Below are 20,020 nucleotides of genomic sequence, written 5' to 3'. Positions count from 1 at the left end.
AAGATGACAACTACGCCAGATCTCGAAAATACCAACGTTACCTCGTTCGCCCTGATGCCCACCCCGGACGAACTGCATGCCAAGCTCCCGCTGACCGCTACCGCGCACGCCACCGTGACCGAAGGACGCGAGACCCTGCGGGCCATTCTGGACCGCCAGGACAAGCGGCTGTTCGCGGTCGTGGGCCCCTGCTCGATCCACGATCCCGAGGCCGGCCTGGATTACGCGCGCCGCCTGAAGAAGCTGCAGGCCAAGGTCGCGGGCACCATGGTGCTGGTGATGCGCGTGTATTTCGAAAAGCCGCGCACCACGACCGGATGGAAAGGCTACGTCAACGATCCGTTCATGGACGATTCCTTCCGCGTGGACGTGGGCATGGAAAAGGCGCGCCAGTTCCTGCTCGACGTCTGCGAGCTGGGCCTGCCGACCGCCACCGAGGCGCTGGACCCGATCACGCCGCAGTACCTGGGCGACCTGCTCTCGTGGACCGCGATCGGCGCCCGCACCACCGAATCGCAGACCCACCGCGAAATGGCGTCGGGCCTGTCCACGCCGGTGGGCTTCAAGAACGGCACCGATGGCGACGTGGACATTGCGGTCAACGCCGTGCTGTCGTCCTCCAGGCCGCACTCGTTCCTGGGCATCAGCGAACAGGGCACGGTGTCGATCGTGCGCACCACCGGCAACGCCTATGGCCACGTGGTGCTGCGCGGCGGCGGCGGACGGCCGAACTATGACTCGGTGTCGGTGGCGATTGCCGAGCAGGCGCTGAAAAAGGCCGGGCTGCCGGCCAACCTGGTCGTCGATTGCTCGCACGCCAACAGCTACAAGAAGCCGGAGCTGCAGCCGCTGGTGATGTCGGACGTGGTGCAGCAAATCAGGCACGGCAACAAGTCGCTGGTCGGCGTGATGATCGAATCGAACATCGTCGGCGGCAACCAGCCGATTCCGGCCGACCTGGCGCAGCTCAAGTATGGCTGCTCGGTCACCGATGGCTGCATCGGGTGGGAAGAGACGGAAGAGATGCTGCTGGCTGCGCACGCGGGCCTGCTGCAGCGGCCGTAACCACCAACCTTGGCACGTCGTCCCCGCGGAGGCGGGGACCCATGGACAATGAGCGTGGCCGCAAAGCCGAAACGGGCCAGCCGGCTCAGCATGGGTCCCCGCCTGCGCGGGGACGACGGTGTTTGGGGTGAGCGCTCACTCATGCGCCACCGTCCCCGCTGCTTTACAATGACGGATTCAGCTTTTCCACTGCACATTCCCCATGATCGTTCTCGGCGTCGAATCCTCCTGCGATGAAACCGGCCTGGCTCTGTACGACACCGAGCGCGGCCTGCTGTCCCACGCGCTGCACTCGCAGGTGGCGATGCACGAGGAGTACGGCGGCGTGGTGCCCGAACTGGCCTCGCGCGACCACATCCGGCGCGCGCTGCCGCTGCTGGCCCAGGTGCTGGAGCGCGGCAAGGTCGCCAAGTCCGACATCGACGCCATCGCCTACACCCAGGGGCCGGGCCTGGCCGGCGCGCTGCTGGTCGGCTCGTCGGTCGCGTGCAGCCTGGCGCTCGCGCTGGACAAGCCGGTGCTCGGCGTGCACCACCTCGAAGGCCACCTGCTGTCGCCGCTGCTGGCCTCCGACCCGCCGCAGTTCCCGTTCATCGCCCTGCTCGTCTCCGGCGGCCATACGCAGCTGATGCGCGTGGACGGCGTGGGCCGCTACACGCTGCTGGGCGAAACGCTCGACGACGCGGCCGGCGAGGCTTTCGACAAGTCGGCCAAGCTGCTGGGCCTGGGCTATCCCGGCGGCCCGGCGATCTCGCGCCTGGCCGAATTCGGCGATCCCGCCGCCTACACGCTGCCGCGCCCGATGCTGCACTCGAAGGACTTCAACTTCAGCTTCTCCGGCCTGAAGACCGCGGTGCTCACCCAGGTCAAGAACCATCCGGCCAACATCTGCGAGCAGGACAAGGCCAACATCGCGCGCGCCTTTGTCGATGCGATCGTCGATGTGCTCACCGCCAAGTGCGTCAGCGCACTGCGCCACACGGGCCTCAAGCGCCTGGTCATCGCCGGCGGCGTGGGCGCCAACGCGCAGCTGCGCGCTTCGCTCAACGCGGCGGCGGAAAAGAAGAAGTTCCGCGTCTTTTACCCCGAGCTGGAATTTTGCACCGACAACGGCGCCATGATCGCCTTTGCCGGCGCGCTGCGCCTGAAAGCCAATCCCTCCGCCGCCCAGCACGACTATTCGTTCAACGTACGCCCGCGCTGGCCGCTCGAAGAGCTCGAGGCAGCCTGACCGGTTGAACTTGCCGCGCCGGCAACGATCCTACCGTGTGACCGTCTTCCGCCAAAGAATGGCAAACTTTGGCGGTCGAGTTGCCGGAGGTATGATTCATGCGCGTGGTGAGCTGGAACATACATTGGGGCTGTGGAAAGGACGGGCGCATCCGCATCCACGCCATCATCGACGTGCTGCGCAAGCTCAACCCGGATGTGATGTGCCTGCAGGAGGTCGCGGCTAATCACCCCGAGCTGGAAGGCAGCGCGTCGGCAAACCAGTTCAAGCAGCTCGCCGGCGCGTTCGGCGGCTACCACAGCATCGACCAGGCAACGAGCGAAATCTACCGCAACAACGTGCCTCGCCTGTTCGGCAATATGGTCCTGTCCAAGTACCGCATCACGCAGGTGCACCGCCACCTGCTGCCGTGGCCGCCCGATCCGGCTGGCCGGCCGGGCATGCCGCGCGGCGCGCTGGAGGTGGTGGTGGAAGCGCCCAACGGCAAGCTACGCGTGCTCAACACCCATCTGGAGTACTACTCGCAAACGCAGCGCATGGCGCAGGCGCGCCAGCTGAAACACCTGCACTGGGAAGCGTGCGAGCGCGCGCGCCTGTTCCAGCCCGATCCGTCGCTCGATGCGCCCTATCAGCTGGGGATGAGGCCCGCGTCGGCAATCATTTGCGGGGACTTCAACTTTACGCAGGACTCGCACGAGTACGCGGAACTGCTCGGTCCCGCCGGCGAGGGCGCGCTGCCGCTGGTGGACGCGTGGCGCGCCACGCACCCGCACCAGGCGCGGGCGCCCACCGTCGGCCTGCACGGATTTCCGTGGCCGGAAAAGGCCGAGTGCCTGGACTTCTTTTTCGTGACCAGCGACCTTGCGGAGCGCATCAGCAGCGTGGAGGTGCAGTCGGAGACGTCGGCGTCGGACCACCAGCCGATCGTGCTCGACCTGGCCTGAGTTTGCTCGTCATCGCTCGACCAGTCGTTGGGTCACTGCAAGTTTGTGCTGACCCGACGGTACGAGTCCGCTTACACCCTTAGCCTTTGAACCGTCGCCCCGCGGAGGCGGGGACCCATGGCCAGTTTGCGGATGGCACCATCTGGAGCCGCCGAGGTGCGAGCTCAGCATGGGTCCCCGCCTTCGCGGGGACGACGTTTTTTGGCTAGTGAAAAAGTGTGCAGTCGGTCGTCCCGGCGCATGCCGGGACCCATGCTGAGTGCGCTTTGACTGCGCGGCTATCCGGTTTGCGCAGGCGGTTCAGTCCTGCGCGGCGATTTCGCGCAGCGCACGCTCGAACACGTCGGGCGGCTGGCCGCCGGAAATCAGGTGGCGCTGGTCGATGATGATCGCCGGGACCGAGTGGATGCCGGCGCGCTGGAAGAACTGCTCGGCCTCGCGCACTTCGCCGGCGAACTCGTTCGATTCGAGCACGTTTGCAGCCTGTTCCTTGTCCAGCCCCACATCCTCGGCCACGCGCAACAACACATCGTGCGAACTCGGGTCCAGCCCCTTGGTGAAATACGCTTCGAACAGCGCCATCTTCAGCTCGAGCTGCTTGTCCGCCCCGAACTCCTCGCCCACCCAGTGCAGCAGACGGTGCGCATCGAAGGTGTTGTAGATGCGCCCGCGGCGGCCCATGTCGAAGGTGAAGCCGACGCTTTCGCCGCGCTGGCGGATCATCTCGCGCGAGTGTTCCTGCTGCTCCGGCGTGGCGCCGTATTTTTGGGTGATGTGCTCGCCGATGTCCTGCCCTTCGGGCCCCATGTCGGGATTCAGTTCGAACGGCTGGATGTGCAGGTCGGCGCTGACCACGTCGGCTGCGCGCGCGAGCGCCGTTTCGAGCGACTTCAGGCCGATGGCGCACCACGGGCACGATACGTCCGACACAAAATCGATTCTGATCCGTTTGCTCATGCCGCTCGTCCTTTCAATTGAAAAATCCACATCAGGCTATGATAGCCCGTTTGGACGAGATGCACGGCACGCGGTCGCGCGTCGCTTGAGGCGACGCAGGCTGCCGATTACTTTTTCTTGGCCGCCGCCGGCCCGGCCTTGCTGCCGATGCGCGACTCCTTGCCGGCCAACAGGTTCGAAATGTTCTTGCTGTGCCTGAACAGAAGCAGCATGCTCATCACGATGACGGCGAACAGTTTCTCGTCGGCGCCAAACAGCAGGCCGTAGTAGAACGGCGCGAAGATCGCGGCGATCAGCGCCGCCAGCGACGAGTAGCGGAACGCGTAGGCCACCACCAGCCAGGTCACCAGCGTGGCCAGGCCCAGCCACACGTTCAGACCGAGCAGGACGCCCAGCGCGGTAGCCACGCCCTTGCCGCCGACAAAGCGGAAGAACACCGGGTACAGGTGACCCAGGAACACCGCCAGCGACACCAGCGCCACGCCGGTGTCCTCGATGCCGTAGCGCGGGCCGATGTACTGCGCCAGCCAGACCGCGAACCAGCCCTTGGCGCAGTCGCCCAGCAGGGTGGCGATCGCCGCTTTCTTGCTGCCGCTGCGCAGCACGTTGGTGGCGCCCGGATTCTTCGAGCCGTAGGTGCGCGGGTCGGACAGGCCGAACGCGCGGCTCATCACAACGGCAAACGAAATCGAGCCGATCAGGTAGGCCGCTACGGTAAAGATCAAAGTGTTCATCGCGTCTTTCGTTGTGTATTGTCGGCTGGAAACCGGTCGAGAATATACACCATCGGCGCGCCCCGGCGATAGCCCATGGCCCCGGGTCCGGCATCGCGGAACACGGCACCGGCCGGGAGCGTGTACAGTGGCGGACCTCAGTATATTGCAGCGACCAATGAACAAACAGAATGCCGATGCCATGCCCGACCACGAACCCGGCATGGCGCCGGGCCGCCTGCGCTGGGCCAGCATTGCCATCCTGCTCGGCACCTTCATGGGCGTGCTGGACGGTTCGATTGCGAACGTGGCGCTGCCGGCGATCGCCTCCGACCTGCGCGCGGCGCCCGCCGATGCCGTCTGGGTGGTCAACGCCTACCAGCTGGCGATGGCGGTGGCCGTGCTGCCGCTGGCCGCACTGGGCGAACGGATCGGCTACAAGCGCGTGTTCGTGGCCGGCCTGCTGCTGTTCACCGGCGCGTCGATCCTGTGCGCGGCCGCGCCCAGCCTGCCGCTGCTGATTGCGGCGCGCGTGCTGCAGGGCTTGGGCGGCGCGTGCGTGTCCACCATCGTGCCGGCGCTGCTGCGCGCGGTGTATCCGTCCAAACAGGTCGGGCGCGGGGTCGGCTACCTGGCGCTCACGGTCGGACTGGCGGCGGCAATGGGGCCGACGGTGGCGGCGGCCATTTTGTCGGCGGCGTCATGGCGCTGGCTGTTCTGGGTCAACCTGCCGATCGGGCTGGCCGACGTGGTACTGGCCTCGCGCCTGCTGCCGCACCAGGACGGCGTGCACCGGCCGTTCGACCTGGCCGGCAGCATCCTCAACGCGCTGGCGCTGGCGCTTCTGATCATCGGCGTGGGCAGCCTGGGCGACCGCACGGCAATGGGCCTGGCCGCGCTCGAGATCGCGCTCGCCGTGGTGGCGGGCGTCCTGTTGATCCGCCACCAGCGCGGGCGCCCGACGCCGCTGGTGCCGCTCGACCTGATGCGCATCCCGATGCTGCGGCTGTCGGCCGGCACCTCGACCTGCTCGTACACGGCGCAGACCATGGCGATGCTGGCGATGCCGTTCCTGCTGGTGTCCGAGATGGGACGCAGCGCTTCGGTCACCGGGCTCCTGATGACGCCGTGGCCGCTGGTGATCGTGGGTGTGGCGCCGCTGTCGGGCAGGCTGGCGGACCGCTACCGGTCGGACGTGGTCGGCGCGGCGGGCCTGGCGGTGTTCAGCGTGGGGTTGGTGGTGCTGGCCATGCTGCCGGCGCAGGCGTCGAACGTGGACGTGGCGTGGCGGGTGGCGCTGTGCGGCATCGGCTTTGGACTGTTCCAGACGCCGAACAACCGGCTGATGCTGACCTGCGCACCCAGGGAACGCAGCGGCGCTGCCGGCGGCCTGATGACGATGGCGCGCATGATCGGCATGACCCTGGGAGCCGCGCTGGCGACCATTCTGCTGGACCTGGAAGGCACGCGCGGGGCGCTGCGGGCGCTGGTGGTGGCCGCGGTGGCGGCCGCTGGCGGGTTTGCGGTGTCGCTGTGGCGCTTGAGGCGTGGGTAAAGCTTGATCCCGTAGGGTGGGCAGCTTGTCTGCCCACGCGTTACCAGTGCATGCACCGTTCGGACGCGTGGGCAAGAGACTTGCCCACCCTACGGTGGCGGCGGCCGCTTATTGCGGCAGCGCCACTTCCACCTGCCTGGGCGCCAGCACGCGCACCAGTTCGGACGGTTCAATGCTCACCAAAAAGCCGCGCCGCCCGCCGTTGATGTAGATGCGCGGCAGTTCCAGGATCGTCTTTTCGACATACACCGGCATCTGCTTGCGCGTACCGAACGGGCTGGTGCCGCCCACGAGAAACCCGGTGTGCCGGTTTGCCACCTCGGGCTTGCACGGCTCGACCGACTTGCAGCCGATCGCGCGCGCCAGGTTCTTGGTCGAGACCTTGCAGTCGCCGTGCATCAGCACGATCAGCGGCCTGGCGGCTTCGTCCTGCATCACCAGCGTCTTGATGACGTCGTGCTCGGGCACGCCCAGCTCGCGCGAGGACACCGCGGTGCCGCCGTGCTCTTCGTATTCGTAGGGGTGCTCGGTGAACGCCACCTGGTGCTTGCGCAGGAACTGGGTCGCCGGCGTTTCGGAAACGTGCTCTTTCTTGGCCATGCGTGATACGCTAAACGCTGTACGGAGGAGTTTCTTATTATGCAGCAAGAGATTCGCTTTGCCACGTTCAACGTGTTTAACCTGGCCCAGCCGGGCGCCAGGCTGTACGACAACATGGCGCCGTGCACGCCGGAACAGGTCGAAGCCAAGATCGCCTGGACCGCGCACCAGATCGACATGCTCGATGCCGACGTGATCGGTTTTCAGGAGGTGTTTTCGCAAGCGGCGCTGCGCGAGGCGCTTTCGCGCACGAAACGCTACCGCGACGCGACCCACCTCGGCTTTGACCCCGATCCCGGCGCCGAACGGCTGACGCCCAGCGTGGCCCTGGTGTCGCGCCTGCCGCTGGCCGGCCCCGGCACCGCGCTGCCCGCCTTTCCGCCCGGGATCGAGATGCCGCCCGGCACCCGCGATCCGCTGCGCTTCACGCGCGCGCCGCTGCATGCGGCGGTGGTGGTCTCGCCCGACCTGACGATCGACGTGCTGGTGGTGCACCTGAAGTCGCGCCGCCCCGACTACCGCAACGGCGACACCAGCGAAGACCCGCAACTGTACGCCCTCGCCTGCCTGCGTTCGCTGATTCGCCGCGGCACCGAGGCGGCCGCGTTGCGTGTGCTGCTGGCCGACCTGGCGCGCACCAGCGGCCGCCCGCGCGTGGTGCTGGGCGACTTCAACGACGTGGCGGACTCGGTCACCACCGGCATTGTGATGGGCAACGGCGGCTGCCCGACCGCGCGCATGTTCGACGCCTGCCAGCTGCAGCGGCGTCAGGACCACCTGCGCCACGTCGGCTTTTCGATGGTCCACGATGGGCATTACACGACCATCGACCACATCCTGGTGTCGGAGGAATTCAACGCCGCCCTGCCGGGCGCAATCGGCGAGGTGGTGGACGTGCTCTACCTGAACGACCATCTCGACCTGGCGCTGCCGGAAGCGTCGGACCATGGCCAGGTGGTGGCGCGCCTGCGGCTGTTCGACGAGACGCACGGCCTCATGGACGCGGGCCTGTAAGGCTGGGCCTGGTACGCGCCATGCTGGCGTAGCTGCCCTGGTACTCGTCGCAGCCGTGCTGCTTGAGAAAGCGCAGCTGCTCGGCGTTTTCGACCCCTTCGGCGATCACCCTGAGCTTGAGGCTGCGCGCCACCGCGATGATGGCCGGAATCAGCCCCACGTCGCCCGGCGTGCGTGTGATGTCCTCGACAAAGCTGCGGTCGATCTTGAGCTTGGACAGCGGGAAGCGGCGCAGGCAGGACAGGCTCGAGTAGCCGGTGCCGAAATCGTCGATGGTCAGTTGCACGCCGCGCTCGCGCAGCGCGCGCACCGTTTCGGCGGCCACGCCATCGCCGTTCATGATCACGCCCTCGGTGATCTCGAGATCGAGGAAGCACGGCTCCAGTCCGGAGCTGGCCAGCGCCTCGTCCACGCGCCGCACCAGGTCGGGATGGACGAACTGGGCGCCGGACAGGTTGACCGCCACCACCACCGGATAGCCCTCGTCGCGCCAGGCGCGCGCCTGGCGGCAGGCTTCGCGCAGCACCCACTCGCCGATCGGCACCATCAGCCCGCATTCCTCGGCCACCGGGATGAACTCGTGCGGCATCAAGAGCCCGCGCTCCGGGTGGCGCCAGCGGATCAGCGCTTCCACGCCGATGGTGCGGCCGCTGCCGATATCGATCTCGGGCTGGTATTCGAGCACGAACTCGCCGCGCTCCAGCGCCCGCCGCAGCATGTTTTCGGTCTGCACGCGCTCGACCACGTGCGCGTTCATTTCGGGACTGAAGAAGCGGAACTCGTTGCGGCCGTGCTGCTTGGCGTGGTACATCGCCACGTCGGCGTGGTGCAGCAGCGTGACGGCCTCGTGCCCGTCGCTGGGGCAGATCGCAATGCCGATCGAGACCGAGGGAGTGATCTCCTGCCCGTCCAGCGAAATCGGGCGTGACAGCGCCTGCAGCACCGTGCCGGCCACGTGCGCGGCCTGGTCCACGCCGCCGATGTCGGCCAGCAGCACCACGAACTCGTCCCCGCCCAGGCGGCTCACCGTGTCCACCCCGCGCACGCACCCCGTCAGGCGCCGCGCCACTTCCTTGAGCACGGTGTCGCCGGCCTGGTGGCCGAGCGTGTCGTTGATCTGCTTGAAGCGGTCCAGGTCGAGGAACATCAGCGCGAACTGCTTGTGCTGGCGGCGGTTGGCGGCCAGCGCCTGCTGCACGCGGTCGAGGAGCAGCACGCGGTTGGGCAGGTCGGTGAGGGAATCGTGCTCGGCCAGGTGGCGCGCGGCCTGCTCGACGCGTTTGCGCTCGGTGATGTCGGCCAGCATTGCCATGTAGTTGGTCAGCTTGCCCTGGCTGTCGCGGATTGCCGTGACCGCCACCCACGCCGGGTATTCCTCGCCGGTGCGGCGCACGCTGGTGATTTCGCCCTCCCAGTGGCCGTCGCGCTTGACGTTGCTCATGATTTCGTCATAGAAGGTGCGGTCGTGCACGCCAAGCCGCAGGCTCGGCAGCTGCTCGCCCACCACGTCTTCGGCGGCAAAGCCGGAGATGGACGTGAACGCATGGTTGACGGCCACCACGCGATATTCCGGGTCCATGACCAGGATCGCGTCACGGCAATGCTCGAACACGCGGGCGGCACGCTGCAGGTTGCCCTCGAGCGCCCGGCGCGCCGTGATGTCGATTTCCATGCAAAACAGCTGTTGCACAGCGCCGTCGCGCACGATCGGGAAATGGCTGGAGTGCAGCCACCGGTGCGTTCCATCGGCCAGCTGCACTTCCCAGTCCTGCGCGACGCTGGCCTGCCCGGTACGCCAGATCTGCTCGATCATCTGGTCGAACTCGGCCTGCCGGTCCAGGTGCGACACCAGGCTGGAAAACGGCTTGCCCAGCGCCGCCGCCACCGGCACCCCAAACAGGTCGGCGCAGGTCTTGTTCCAGAAGCGGACGATCCCGTTGGCGTCCTGGCTGTGCACCGCCACCTCGGGCGACAGCTCGATCGCGGCCACGAACCGGTACAACCAGTCGAGCGCCTCGCGCCCCGGATTGTCCGGCGGCGGGGCGGCCCCCTGGTAGTGGCCTTGCAGCGATACGTCCACAGTGAATCCTTCTTCTCGGCAAGTGCTTGATTACACAGGAAAAACATCATTCTCGGCCAGGCTCGGCCTGGGCCGCTTGCGCCACCACAGCACTGCGCCGATTTTGCGCCTCAAATTGCACTTTGTCCGGGTTTTCGCGCATTCCAGCGCCCGGATACCACCGCTCGTCGCATTCCCGTGGCCGCTGCTCTTGTCTTTTTCTATAGTCCCACCATGCGCCAAAGGCTCCATCCTGCTTGCAGGAAGGAGCACAGGCGCCACCTACCCACCCCGTCACAGAACAAAAAGAGAGTCTCCCGATGAAACTCGAAGCCCCGCCACTGCTCGACTCCGCCCCCATCCGTACCCGCCGCCCCCTCAAGAAGCGCCTGATCGCGCTGGCCGTGGCCTTGCTGGCCGCCGGCGGGTGGGCGGCGACGCACAGTTCGAAGCCGGCAACGGCCAAGGCCCCGGCCGAGGCCAAGCCGACGGTGTACGAGCTGTCGCAGGGCGACGTGGCGACGGTGGCCAGCGGCGAGCTGCGCGTCAACCTTCCGCTGTCCGGTTCGCTGGCGCCGGTCACGCAGGCCACCGTCAAGTCGAAGGTGTCGGGCGTGGTGCTGGACACCACGGTGCAGGAAGGCATGCGCGTGGCGCCCGGCCAGGTCATCGCCCGGCTCGACGCGGCCGAGGCGCGCGCGCGCGTGGCGCAGCAGCAGGCCGCGCTCGACGAGGCCAATGCCCGGCTGTCGCTGGCAATGAAGAACAACGCCAACAGCGCGGCCCTGCTCAAGCAGAACTACATCTCGCAAAGTTCGTACGACACCACGCAGAACAGCGTCGAACTGGCACGGGCGGCGGTGAACGCGGCCCGCGCCCAGCTCGAGCTGGCGCGCATCGCACTGAACGATACGGCAATTCGCGCCCCGCTCGCGGGCGTGGTCAGCAAGCGCTTTGCGCAGGCCGGCGACAAGCTGGCGCCGGATACTCCGGTGTTCTCGATCGTCAACCTGCGCGAACTGACGCTGGAAGCGCAGGTGCCGGCCTCGGACATCCCGCGCGTGCGCGTGGGCCAGGACGTGCGCTTCAAGGTCGACGGCTTCGGCACGCGCGCCTTCGGCGGCAAGGTCGCGCGCATCAACCCGGCCACCGAGACCGGCTCGCGCGCCATGCTGGTGTACATCAGCGTGGACAATGCCGACGGCGCGCTCAAGGCCGGCATGTTTGCCAAGGGCAGCATTACCACCGACAAATCGGCGCCGCACCCGCTGGCGCCGCTGTCGAGCCTGCGCAAGGACGGCGAGCGCGACATCGTGTACCGCGTCGACGGCGGCAAGGTGGTGGCGCAGCCGGTCAGGCTGGGCCTGCGCAACGAGGACGAAGGCATGGTCGAGGTGACCGAGGGACTGGCCCCCGGCGCCACCGTGCTGGCAACCAGGCTCGACAACGTCAAGCCGGGCAGCCAGGTCAAGCTCGCCGCGCCCGCGCCGGCCGCGAAGAAAGGCTGAGCCATGTGGATCACGAAAACCAGTATCCGCCACCCGGTCTTCGCGACCATGGTGATGGTCGGGCTGATGGTGCTCGGCCTGTTCTCGTACAAGAGCCTGGGCGTGGAGCAAATGCCCAACGTGCAGATTCCGGCGCTTTGGCTCGAGACCGCCTACCCGGGCGCCTCGCCCGAGCAGGTCGAGAACGACGTCACCCGCCCGCTCGAGGAAGTGGCCAACTCGGTCAGCGGCATCAAGACCATCCGCAGCAACTCGTGGGAAGGGCGCAGCGGCATCTCGCTTGAATTCAACCTGTCCACCGACATGGACCGCGCGGTGCAGGACCTGCGCGACAAGGTCGGCCGCGCGCGCGGCAGGTTCCCGCGCGAGGTGAAGGAGCCGGTCATCCTGCGCCAGGACGGCGAAAACAACACGACCGTCGAGATCTACGCCGTCACCGCCAAGGATCACAGCATGCGCGAGCTGTCGTCGATGACCGACCAGATCATCGTCAAGCGCATCCAGGCCGTGCCCGGCGTGGGCCAGATCTTCGTGAACGGCAAGACCAACCGCCAGGTACTGGTCTCGATCCGCCCCGAACAGTTGCAAAGCCTGCACGTCGGCGTGGACGAGGTGCTGCGCGCGATCCAGGCCACCAACGCCAACCTGCCTGCCGGCGTGGTCAGCCACGGCGCGGCCGAGCGCATGGTGCGCATCGAAGGGATGATGAAGCAGGCGCGCGACTTCAACAACATCATCGTCGCGCGCCGTGCCGACGGGCCGGTGTACCTGAGCCAGGTAGCGGACGTGGTCGATGGCGAGCAGGAAGAGCTGTCGCTGTCGCGGGTGAATGGCGTGCGCGCCATCTCGCTCCAGATCGGCAAGGTGCAGGACGCCAATACGGTCGAGGTGGGCGAAGGCGTGAAGGCCGCGATCGGGGAACTGAAGAAGACGCTGCCGGCCGACGTCAGCTTCATCAACCTGCAGGACGACGCGCAGAACGTGCGCAGCCAGCTCGACAACGTGAAGGAGACCATCCTCGAAGGCGCGGTGCTGACCATGGTGATCGTGTTCTTCTTCCTGCACTCGTGGCGCAGCACGGTCATCACCGGGCTGACCCTGCCGATCTCGGTGCTGGCCAGCTTCATCGCGCTGCGCTACTTCGGCTTCACGCTCAATTTCATGACGCTGATGGCGCTGTCGCTGTGCATTGGCCTGTTGATCGACGACGCCATCGTGGTGCGCGAGAACATCGTGCGCCACCTGGGCATGGGCAAGAACCACGTCAAGGCGGCCGAGGACGGCACCAACGAGATCGGCATCGCGGTCATGGCGACCACCTTTGCGATCGTGGCCGTGTTCGTGCCGATCGCGTTCATGAAGGGCATCATCGGCCGCTTCTTCCTGCAGTTCGGGATCACGGTGGCTGTCGCGGTGCTGGTGTCGCTGTTCGTCAGCTTCACGCTCGACCCCATGCTCTCCTCGGTGTGGCCGGACCCGGTCAAGAACCGCTTCAAGTACGTGCCGTGGCTGGGCCGCATCATGGACCGCGTGGAGCACGGCGTGGAACGGCTGCACGGCTGGTACGCCAGGGTGCTGGCGCTGGCGCTGACCTGGCGCAAGAGCACGCTGGCGCTGGCCGCGGCCGTGTTCGTGGGCAGCCTGGCGCTGGTGCCGATGGTGGGCGGCGAAATGTTCCCGCAGACCGACAACGGCTTCATCCAGATCCGCTTCAAGACGCCGATCGGTTCGAGCCTGGAATACACCGACAGCAAGGTCAAGCAGGTGGAAGCGGCGCTGTCGAGCTTCAAGGAAATCGAAGCGATGAACGCGGACGTGGCCACCGCCGAGGGCCGCAACTACGCGCAGGTGAACCTGAAACTCACCGACGCGCACAAGACGCACCGCCGCTCGCAGCAGCAGCTCGAACAGGCGATCCGCGAGCGCCTCGCGCCGATTGCCGGCATCACACTGATGGTGGGTAACCGCCCGATCTTCATCGCCATCCTCGGCACCGACGAGGCGGCGCTCGACCAGGCCGCGCACAAGCTGATGGACAAGATGCGCAAGGTAAAAGGCGTGGTGGACATCGAGTACAGCCAGGAAGGCGCGAGCCCGGCCACCGTGGTCAAGATCAACAACGAGCTTGCCAACGACCTGGGGCTGTCGGTCACGCAGATCGGCGCGGCACTGCGACCCTTTGTGGCGGGCGACCAGATCAGCCGCTGGCTGGCGCCGGACGGCCAGAACTACGACGTGAACGTGCAGCTGCCCAAGTCGGGCCGCCAGAAAGTGGCTGACCTGGCGGACCTGTCGGTGGCATCGAGCAAGCTCGACGCGGCCGGCAACCCGATCATGGTGCCGCTGCGCCAGGTGGTCGAGTTCGTGCCGGCCGGCAGCCCGCAGGTGCTCAAGCGCCAGGCGCTGCAGCGCCGGGTGGCGGTGTATGCAGGCGTGGAAGGCCGCCCGGGCGGCGACGTGATGGCCGACGTGCAAAAAGCGATGAAGTCGATCGAGCTGCCGGCCGGCGTGCGCTTCGACGTGGGCGGCGACGCGCAGATGATGGCCGAGACGCTGGGCGGATTCCTGATCGCGATCACGATCGCGGTGATCTTCATCTACCTGGTGCTGGCCTCCCAGTTCGGCAGCTTCCTGCAGCCCATCGCGATCATGATGTCGCTGCCGCTGTCGCTGATCGGCGTGCTGGTGGCGCTGCTGGTGACGGGCAGCACGCTCAACATCTTCTCGTTCATCGGGGTGGTGATGCTGATGGGCCTGGTGACCAAGAACGCGATCCTGCTGGTGGACTTCACCAACCACGGGCAGCGCGAAGGCAAGAGCCAGTTCGAGGCGCTCATGCAAGCGGGTCAGGTGCGCCTGCGGCCGATCGTGATGACGACACTGGCGATGATTTTCGGCATGCTGCCGATGGCGATCGGCATGGGCGACGGCGGCGAGACCCAGGCGCCGATGGGACGCGCGGTGATCGGCGGCGTGATCACCTCGACCCTGCTCACGCTGGTGGTGGTGCCGGTGGCCTATACCTACCTGGACAACTGGGGCAAGCGCGTCAAGCGCTGGTTCCAGAAGGGGCACGAAGAGGAAATGGCAGCGGCCGAGGCCGATGCCGCCAAGGCGCCCGAGCTGGCCTGAGACCTTTGCCCCATCGTCCCGGCGAACGCCGGGACCCATGCTGAGCGAGCGAATACCTGGCCAAATCAAGCATCCAGACGCGCAAACGCCGCATCGCCGCAAACTCGGCATGGCCCCCGGCTTTCGCCGGGGCGGCGGCGATTGAACGATGCTGCAGGGAACAAATGAACGCGTTTATTCCTGCTCGTCACCCTCGGGCGTGACCGCCTCGCCGGCCGCGGCCGGATCGTCGCCCTGCTCCTGCCCCGTGGCGGGCCGATGCTTGGCCTCCGCCTTGCGCTTGGCCTTTTCCTCGGCCTTGCGCTTTTTCTCCAACTCCCGCTGACGCTTTTCGTACTGGAAGTTTGTTCTGGCCATGATCACCTCGTCGGTCATGAATTGGGCGCTACGGCTTTAATATAGCGCGTTTACTGTTCAGGCATTTGCGCCACCACGCGGATGGTGCTGCGCATGCAGGCGCTTGAGCCGTTCGCGCGCGACGTGGGTGTAGATCTGGGTGGTCGAAATATCGGAGTGGCCAAGGAGCAACTGCACGACGCGCAGGTCGGCCCCGTGGTTCAGCAGGTGGGTCGCGAACGCATGGCGCAGCGTGTGCGGCGACAGCGGCGCCTTGATGCCAGCCCTGGCGGCGTGCTTCTTGATGATCACCCAGAACATCTGGCGCGTCATCGGCGCGCCGCGCCCGGTGACGAACAGGGCGTCGTCGATCTGGCCGTCGAGGATGATCCCACGCGCCTGCTTCAGGTAGCGCTCGATCCACAGCCGCGCCTGTTCGCCGAACGGCACCAGCCGGGTCTTGCTGCCCTTGCCGGTGATACGCAGCACGCCATCGTTCAGACTCAGTTCCACCAGCTTGAGCGTGACCAGCTCGGACACGCGCAGGCCGCTCGCATACATCAGTTCGAGCATGGTCCGCTCGCGCAGGCCCAGCGGGGTGGAGACGTCGGGCGCCGCCAGCAAGGCTTCGACCTCGCCTTCGGTCAGCGTGTGCACGAAGCGCGCCGGTTGTTTGGCCGAGGCCATCTGCAGGCACGGGTCGGCGGCAACCTTGTTCTGGCGCAGCGCGAGCTGGTAGAAGCGCTTGAGCACCGACAGCCGCCGGTTGGCCGAACTGGGCTTGGACTGCTCGTGGCGGTCGGCGAAATAGCCGGCCAGGTCCTCGGGCTGCACCGACAGCAGGCCGCGGCCGGGACGCTTGACCTCGAGCCAGCGCGCGAACAGGCGCAGGTCGCGCCGGTAGGCGTCGAGCGAATTCTTCGCCAGCCCCTGCTCCAGCCAGAGGGTGTCGCAGAACTCGTCGATCAGGGCCAGATCGACTGCTGCTGCCATGGAGCTTGCGACACGCCTTCGTGCTTGAGCAGCCAGCGTTTCACCGACAGGTGAAAGCCGTTCTCATCGTCGTGGTTGGAAAAGCCGCCCAGCCCCCCGGCGGCCGTGACGCGGTGGCAGGGAATGATCAGCGGATACCAGTTGGCGCCGCAGGCCTGGCCCACCGCGCGCGGCGCCGAGCCGATTTCCTTGGCCAGCTGGCCATAGGTGCGCACCGCGCCGCGCGGGATGGCGCTGATTGCGTCCCACACGCGGCGCTGGAAGGCGCTGCCCTTGTCCAGCAGCGGCAGGCTGAACACGAAGTCGGGGTCGTCGAAATAGCGCAGCACCTGTTCGCACGCCTGCTCGGACAGCGCGTCCTGCGGCGCCTTTTCGTGAAAGTGCGGCGGCAGGTACACCAGCTCGCGCACGCACGCGTCCTCGCTGCGGATGCCCATTGCGCCGAACGGCGCGGCGACGATCGCGCTGAAGATCTCGCTGCCTTGTTGTGTGCTCATCGCCACAGTGTAGCGCTGTGCCACCGGAAAAAAAAGGATCGCGTCGGCTGGGCAGCCAAGCTGCCCACCCTACCGTGCCGCGGGGCGAAAAAAAAGCGCACCTTGCGGTGCGCTTCGAATTCTGTTCCACGTTCCCGGCCGATCGGTGTCCGTCGGCATACTGTAAAACGCGGTGTCTCCTCGATTTCTCCGGTATTGACTACCGGTTCTTTTCTTTACTCCCCAAAAAAGTCTGCTCGTGATGCCTTCGGCGAGTGCATTTCACCGCCGAGGGTGCCACATGATAACGCAGCTTGCACTGGAAGTGAGCATTTTTTGCAACGGAGACAAAAAAATTACAATTACTGCATGAGGTTAGGCAACCACAGCGAGATCTGCGGTACATACGTGATCAGGGCCAGGAAGCCGAGCATCGTCAGCAGCCATGGCATCACCGCCACCGTCAGTTCCGAGATACCCATCTTCGTGATGCCGGACGCCACGTACAGGTTCAGGCCCACCGGCGGGTGGCACATGCCCACTTCCATGTTCACCACGATCAGGATGCCGAAGTGGATCGGGTCGATCCCCAGCGTCACCGCGACCGGGAACAGGATCGGCGCCATGATCAGCACGATCGACGACGGTTCCATCACGTTGCCTGCCAACAGCAGCAGCACGTTCACCACCAACAGGAAGGCGATCTGGCCCAGGCCCTGGTTGGTCAGCCAGCTGGCCATTGCCTGCGGCACGCTTTCGCTGGTCATCAGGAACGAGAACAGCACGGCGTTGGTGATGATGTACAGCAGCATCGCGGACATCGCCGCCGAATCGAGCAACACCTTGCCGACCTGCTTGATCTTCAGGTCCTTGTACACGAACACGGCGATGAAGAAGGCATACACGGCCGCCATGCCGGCCGCCTCGGTCGGGGTGAACATACCGGAATAGATGCCGCCCATCACGATCACGATCAGCACCAGGCCCCAGGCGCTCTTGCGGAACGCGTCAAAGCGCTCGCCCCAGGTGGCGCGCTTCATGCGCGGGTAGTTGTGCTTGCGCGCCAGGAACCAGGTGGTCACGCCCAGCAGCACCGCCAGCAGCAGGCCCGGCACCACGCCGGCCATGAACAGCTTGCCGACCGAGGTGTTGGTGGTTACCGAGTACATCACCATCACGATCGACGGCGGGATCAGGATGCCCAGCGCGCCCGAGGTGGTAACGACACCGGCGCCGAAGCGCTTGGGATAGCCCTGCTTGGCCATGGCCGGCATGATGATCGAGCCGATCGCCACCACGGTGGCCGGGCTCGAGCCCGATACGGCCGCGAACAGCGCGCAGGCGACCACGCCGGCCAGCGCCAGGCCGCCGTGCCAGTGGCCGACCATCGAGGTGGCGAAGTTGATCATGCGCCGCGCGACACCGCCGTGGGTCAGGAAGTTGCCCGCCAGGATGAAGAAGGGGATCGACATGATCTCGAAGTTCTCGATGCCGGTGAACAGCTTCATGGCCACCGATTCGATCGGCACCGAGGTCATCGTGAACAGGAAGGTCAGCACGGTCAGGCCGAGCGAGATCGAGACCGGCATGCCCGTGAGCATGAACAGGATCAGGATCACAAAGATAATAGTGGCGTTCATACTGCGTGCTCCCGTGCTTCTGCGATTTCGTCTTCCAGTCCTTCAACGTGGGAATGGTCGTGCTTCGGCAATTCGCCGTGCTTGAGGAACTGCCAGGTCACCTGCAGGAAGCGGAAGCACATCAGGTACGAGCCGAGCGGCACGGCCATGTACACGATCCACATCGGCCACTCCAGGTCCGGCGAGATCGAGCTGGTGTGGCGCATGCCGTTCACAAAAATGGCGCCGAGGGTGCCGATGATGCCGGTGAACAGGGCGCCGGCCAAGAGGCCAACGACGATCAGCTTGTTGCGCCATTTGTCCGACAGGCGGTTGATCAGCACGTCGACGCCGACGTGGATGCCGGTGCGCACGCCATAGGCCGCGCCGAACTTGGCCATCCAGACGAACATGTAGATGCACAGCTCCTGTGCCCAGCTCATGTTGATGCTGATGAGGTAGTCCTGCACACCGGGAATCGGCAAGCCGGACAGGTAGCGGTGCACCACCGCCACGAAGATCACGAGAGTGGCCACGCCCATCAGGGACGCGATGATCCACTCTTCGAGGCGATCGAGGAATTTCATGGGGATCCTTTGAGGGAGACGAACGTAGGGTGGGCGTTCGGCTGGTCACTGCCCAGCCTCACCCTGCCCACGCGTCCAGGCGCAGCGAGAGACGCCGCGGCGTCACAACGTCCGGTTGAACGCGTGGGCGGCAGACCCGCCCACCCTACGCACTGCTTACTTGGCGGTTTCTTTGTAGATCGCCTTGATCAGGTCGGCACCGATGCGGCTTTCCATCTGCTTGTGCACCGGCAGCATGGCTTTGCGCCAGTCGGCCTGTTCCTTGGCGTTCAGCTCGTAGACCGTGGTCTTGCCAGCCTTCTTGATTGCGGCCAGCGCCATGTCGTTGTCACGCTGGGCAATGGCTTTCTCGTAGGTGGTGGCTTCGGCCATCGCCTTTTCCAGCGCGGCGCGCACGTCGGCCGGCAGGCCGTCCCAGAACTTCTTGTTGACGATCACCGCATAGCCCAGGTAGCCGTGGTTCGAGATCGTCAGGTGCTTTTGCACCTCATGCATCTTCTGGGTGTACATGTTCGACGGCGGGTTTTCGGTACCGTCGACCACGCCAGTCTGCAAGGCCTGATACACTTCCGAGAACGCCAGCACCTGCGGGTTCGCGCCCAGTGCGCGCATCTGCGCGTCGAGCACCTTGGACGACTGGATACGCATCTTCAGGCCGCGGAAGTCGGCCGGGGCGTGCAGCGGCTTGTTGGCCGACATGTCCTTGAAGCCGTTGTCCCAGTACGCCAGGCCAGTGATGCCTTTCGGTTCCAGCTTTTGCAGCAGACCTTTGCCGATCGGGCCTTCGGTCACCGAGTACAGCGAGGCCTTGGTCGGGAAGATGTACGGCAGGTCGAAGACCTCGAATTCCTTCACGCCCAGCGGGCCGAACTTGGCCAGCGACGGGGCCAGCATCTGGACTGCGCCCAGTTGCAGGGCTTCCATCTCTTCCTTGTCCTTGTAGAGCTGGCTGTTCGGATAGACTTCGACCTTGACGCGGCCTTTGGTCATCTTCTCGGCCAGTTCCTTGAAGCGCTCGGCGGCCTGGCCTTTCGGCGTGTCGGTCGCGACCACGTGGCTGAACTTGATGACGATGGGAGCCTGTGCCCAGGCGGCGTTGAAGCTGGCAGCCGCGGCGAAAGCCACGACGAGGGCCTTGAGTTTCATGTTGTCTCCTCTTGGGGGGGTGGGTATTTTTTTACTACTTTATCCGTACAGTCTGCTTGCACCCATTCTGCATCGCAATTGTGGA

General features: G+C 65.9%; 17 protein-coding genes. 7 read left to right on the top strand and 10 right to left on the bottom strand.

Features of this window, described 5'->3' with window-relative positions; translation table 11 throughout:
- Nucleotides 1-3 precede the first annotated feature (3 nt).
- The 3 genes from NX773_RS00810 to NX773_RS00800 all read left to right on the top strand — a co-directional run bounded on the left by NX773_RS00810 (nucleotide 4) and on the right by NX773_RS00800 (nucleotide 3,240).
- Nucleotides 4-1,065, top strand: a complete 1,062-nt coding sequence (locus NX773_RS00810; RefSeq protein ID WP_258854508.1) for a 3-deoxy-7-phosphoheptulonate synthase — start codon at nucleotides 4-6, stop codon at nucleotides 1,063-1,065.
- Nucleotides 1,066-1,267: 202 nt separating this feature from the next.
- A complete protein-coding gene (gene tsaD, locus NX773_RS00805) occupies nucleotides 1,268-2,296 on the top strand; it encodes a tRNA (adenosine(37)-N6)-threonylcarbamoyltransferase complex transferase subunit TsaD (RefSeq protein ID WP_258854507.1) in 1,029 nt (342 codons plus the stop codon).
- Nucleotides 2,297-2,394: 98 nt separating this feature from the next.
- Nucleotides 2,395-3,240 carry an endonuclease/exonuclease/phosphatase family protein gene (locus NX773_RS00800; RefSeq protein WP_258854506.1) on the top strand — a complete coding sequence of 282 codons (846 nt, stop codon included), beginning with the start codon at nucleotides 2,395-2,397 and terminating at the stop codon, nucleotides 3,238-3,240.
- A gap of 300 nt (nucleotides 3,241-3,540) precedes the next feature.
- Here the strand turns inward: NX773_RS00800 and NX773_RS00795 are convergent, their stop codons facing one another.
- Together NX773_RS00795 and plsY are read right to left on the bottom strand one after the other, a co-directional pair.
- Nucleotides 3,541-4,197 carry a DsbA family oxidoreductase gene (locus NX773_RS00795; protein WP_258854505.1) on the bottom strand — a complete coding sequence of 219 codons (657 nt, stop codon included), beginning with the start codon at nucleotides 4,195-4,197 and terminating at the stop codon, nucleotides 3,541-3,543.
- A gap of 107 nt (nucleotides 4,198-4,304) precedes the next feature.
- Entirely contained in the window at nucleotides 4,305-4,931 is a 627-nt protein-coding gene (gene plsY, locus NX773_RS00790; protein ID WP_258854504.1) for a glycerol-3-phosphate 1-O-acyltransferase PlsY, read from the bottom strand.
- A 157-nt stretch (nucleotides 4,932-5,088) separates the two neighbouring features.
- Between plsY and NX773_RS00785 the strand changes: the two genes are divergently transcribed.
- Nucleotides 5,089-6,465 carry an MFS transporter gene (locus tag NX773_RS00785; RefSeq protein WP_258854503.1) on the top strand — a complete coding sequence of 459 codons (1,377 nt, stop codon included), beginning with the start codon at nucleotides 5,089-5,091 and terminating at the stop codon, nucleotides 6,463-6,465.
- A 108-nt stretch (nucleotides 6,466-6,573) separates the two neighbouring features.
- Here NX773_RS00785 and ybaK read toward each other — a convergent pair whose 3' ends face one another.
- The gene (ybaK, locus tag NX773_RS00780; RefSeq protein ID WP_258854502.1) at nucleotides 6,574-7,065 is read right to left on the bottom strand and encodes a Cys-tRNA(Pro) deacylase; all 492 of its coding nucleotides are present in this window, start codon (nucleotides 7,063-7,065) and stop codon (nucleotides 6,574-6,576) included.
- A 39-nt stretch (nucleotides 7,066-7,104) separates the two neighbouring features.
- On the opposite strand from ybaK, the gene NX773_RS00775 reads away from it, so the two are divergent.
- Nucleotides 7,105-8,079 carry an endonuclease/exonuclease/phosphatase family protein gene (locus tag NX773_RS00775; protein ID WP_258854501.1) on the top strand — a complete coding sequence of 325 codons (975 nt, stop codon included), beginning with the start codon at nucleotides 7,105-7,107 and terminating at the stop codon, nucleotides 8,077-8,079.
- Here NX773_RS00775 and NX773_RS00770 read toward each other — a convergent pair.
- Nucleotides 8,060-10,159 (bottom strand): putative bifunctional diguanylate cyclase/phosphodiesterase, encoded by a 2,100-nt coding sequence (locus tag NX773_RS00770; RefSeq protein WP_258854500.1) that lies wholly within the window; start codon nucleotides 10,157-10,159, stop codon nucleotides 8,060-8,062. The genes NX773_RS00775 and NX773_RS00770 overlap by 20 nt on opposite strands.
- A gap of 299 nt (nucleotides 10,160-10,458) precedes the next feature.
- On the opposite strand from NX773_RS00770, the gene NX773_RS00765 reads away from it, so the two are divergent.
- Nucleotides 10,459-11,646 (top strand): efflux RND transporter periplasmic adaptor subunit, encoded by a 1,188-nt coding sequence (locus NX773_RS00765; RefSeq protein ID WP_258854499.1) that lies wholly within the window; start codon nucleotides 10,459-10,461, stop codon nucleotides 11,644-11,646.
- 3 nt (nucleotides 11,647-11,649) lie between these two features.
- On the top strand, nucleotides 11,650-14,778 hold the full coding sequence (locus NX773_RS00760; protein ID WP_258854498.1) for an efflux RND transporter permease subunit: 3,129 nt from the start codon (nucleotides 11,650-11,652) through the stop codon (nucleotides 14,776-14,778).
- A gap of 174 nt (nucleotides 14,779-14,952) precedes the next feature.
- Here NX773_RS00760 and NX773_RS00755 read toward each other — a convergent pair whose 3' ends face one another.
- From NX773_RS00755 to NX773_RS00730, 6 genes are all read right to left on the bottom strand, one after another.
- Nucleotides 14,953-15,153, bottom strand: coding sequence for a hypothetical protein (locus NX773_RS00755; RefSeq protein ID WP_370662204.1), 201 nt, complete (start codon nucleotides 15,151-15,153; stop codon nucleotides 14,953-14,955).
- 39 nt (nucleotides 15,154-15,192) lie between these two features.
- The gene (xerD, locus tag NX773_RS00750; RefSeq protein ID WP_258854497.1) at nucleotides 15,193-16,107 is read right to left on the bottom strand and encodes a site-specific tyrosine recombinase XerD; all 915 of its coding nucleotides are present in this window, start codon (nucleotides 16,105-16,107) and stop codon (nucleotides 15,193-15,195) included.
- Nucleotides 16,080-16,604 carry a methylated-DNA--[protein]-cysteine S-methyltransferase gene (locus NX773_RS00745; RefSeq protein WP_258854496.1) on the bottom strand — a complete coding sequence of 175 codons (525 nt, stop codon included), beginning with the start codon at nucleotides 16,602-16,604 and terminating at the stop codon, nucleotides 16,080-16,082. Before NX773_RS00745 ends, xerD begins: the two co-directional genes overlap by 28 nt.
- 341 nt (nucleotides 16,605-16,945) lie before the next feature.
- The gene (locus tag NX773_RS00740) at nucleotides 16,946-18,223 is read right to left on the bottom strand and encodes a TRAP transporter large permease (protein ID WP_258854495.1); all 1,278 of its coding nucleotides are present in this window, start codon (nucleotides 18,221-18,223) and stop codon (nucleotides 16,946-16,948) included.
- Nucleotides 18,220-18,789, bottom strand: coding sequence for a TRAP transporter small permease (locus tag NX773_RS00735; RefSeq protein ID WP_258854494.1), 570 nt, complete (start codon nucleotides 18,787-18,789; stop codon nucleotides 18,220-18,222). Before NX773_RS00735 ends, NX773_RS00740 begins: the two co-directional genes overlap by 4 nt.
- Nucleotides 18,790-18,945: 156 nt before the next feature.
- Nucleotides 18,946-19,935, bottom strand: coding sequence for a TRAP transporter substrate-binding protein (locus tag NX773_RS00730; protein ID WP_258854493.1), 990 nt, complete (start codon nucleotides 19,933-19,935; stop codon nucleotides 18,946-18,948).
- Nucleotides 19,936-20,020: the final 85 nt, after the last annotated feature.

The sequence above is a fragment of the Massilia solisilvae genome (assembly GCF_024753215.1).
GTDB lineage: Bacteria > Pseudomonadota > Gammaproteobacteria > Burkholderiales > Burkholderiaceae_D > Telluria > Telluria solisilvae.
This window is presented reverse-complemented; position numbering and strand designations above follow the sequence as displayed.

Excerpts from the sequence above, each read along its gene's own strand:
- NX773_RS00810 (WP_258854508.1), top strand. The coding sequence starts at position 4 with ATGACAACTACGCCAGATCTCGAAAATACCAACGTTACCTCGTTCGCC.
- tsaD (WP_258854507.1), top strand. The coding sequence starts at position 1,268 with ATGATCGTTCTCGGCGTCGAATCCTCCTGCGATGAAACCGGCCTGGCT.
- NX773_RS00800 (WP_258854506.1), top strand. The coding sequence starts at position 2,395 with ATGCGCGTGGTGAGCTGGAACATACATTGGGGCTGTGGAAAGGACGGG.
- NX773_RS00795 (WP_258854505.1), bottom strand. The coding sequence starts at position 4,197 with ATGAGCAAACGGATCAGAATCGATTTTGTGTCGGACGTATCGTGCCCG.
- plsY (WP_258854504.1), bottom strand. The coding sequence starts at position 4,931 with ATGAACACTTTGATCTTTACCGTAGCGGCCTACCTGATCGGCTCGATT.
- NX773_RS00785 (WP_258854503.1), top strand. The coding sequence starts at position 5,089 with ATGAACAAACAGAATGCCGATGCCATGCCCGACCACGAACCCGGCATG.
- ybaK (WP_258854502.1), bottom strand. The coding sequence starts at position 7,065 with ATGGCCAAGAAAGAGCACGTTTCCGAAACGCCGGCGACCCAGTTCCTG.
- NX773_RS00775 (WP_258854501.1), top strand. The coding sequence starts at position 7,105 with ATGCAGCAAGAGATTCGCTTTGCCACGTTCAACGTGTTTAACCTGGCC.
- NX773_RS00765 (WP_258854499.1), top strand. The coding sequence starts at position 10,459 with ATGAAACTCGAAGCCCCGCCACTGCTCGACTCCGCCCCCATCCGTACC.
- NX773_RS00760 (WP_258854498.1), top strand. The coding sequence starts at position 11,650 with ATGTGGATCACGAAAACCAGTATCCGCCACCCGGTCTTCGCGACCATG.
- NX773_RS00755 (WP_370662204.1), bottom strand. The coding sequence starts at position 15,153 with ATGACCGACGAGGTGATCATGGCCAGAACAAACTTCCAGTACGAAAAG.
- xerD (WP_258854497.1), bottom strand. The coding sequence starts at position 16,107 with ATGGCAGCAGCAGTCGATCTGGCCCTGATCGACGAGTTCTGCGACACC.
- NX773_RS00745 (WP_258854496.1), bottom strand. The coding sequence starts at position 16,604 with ATGAGCACACAACAAGGCAGCGAGATCTTCAGCGCGATCGTCGCCGCG.
- NX773_RS00740 (WP_258854495.1), bottom strand. The coding sequence starts at position 18,223 with ATGAACGCCACTATTATCTTTGTGATCCTGATCCTGTTCATGCTCACG.
- NX773_RS00735 (WP_258854494.1), bottom strand. The coding sequence starts at position 18,789 with ATGAAATTCCTCGATCGCCTCGAAGAGTGGATCATCGCGTCCCTGATG.
- NX773_RS00730 (WP_258854493.1), bottom strand. The coding sequence starts at position 19,935 with ATGAAACTCAAGGCCCTCGTCGTGGCTTTCGCCGCGGCTGCCAGCTTC.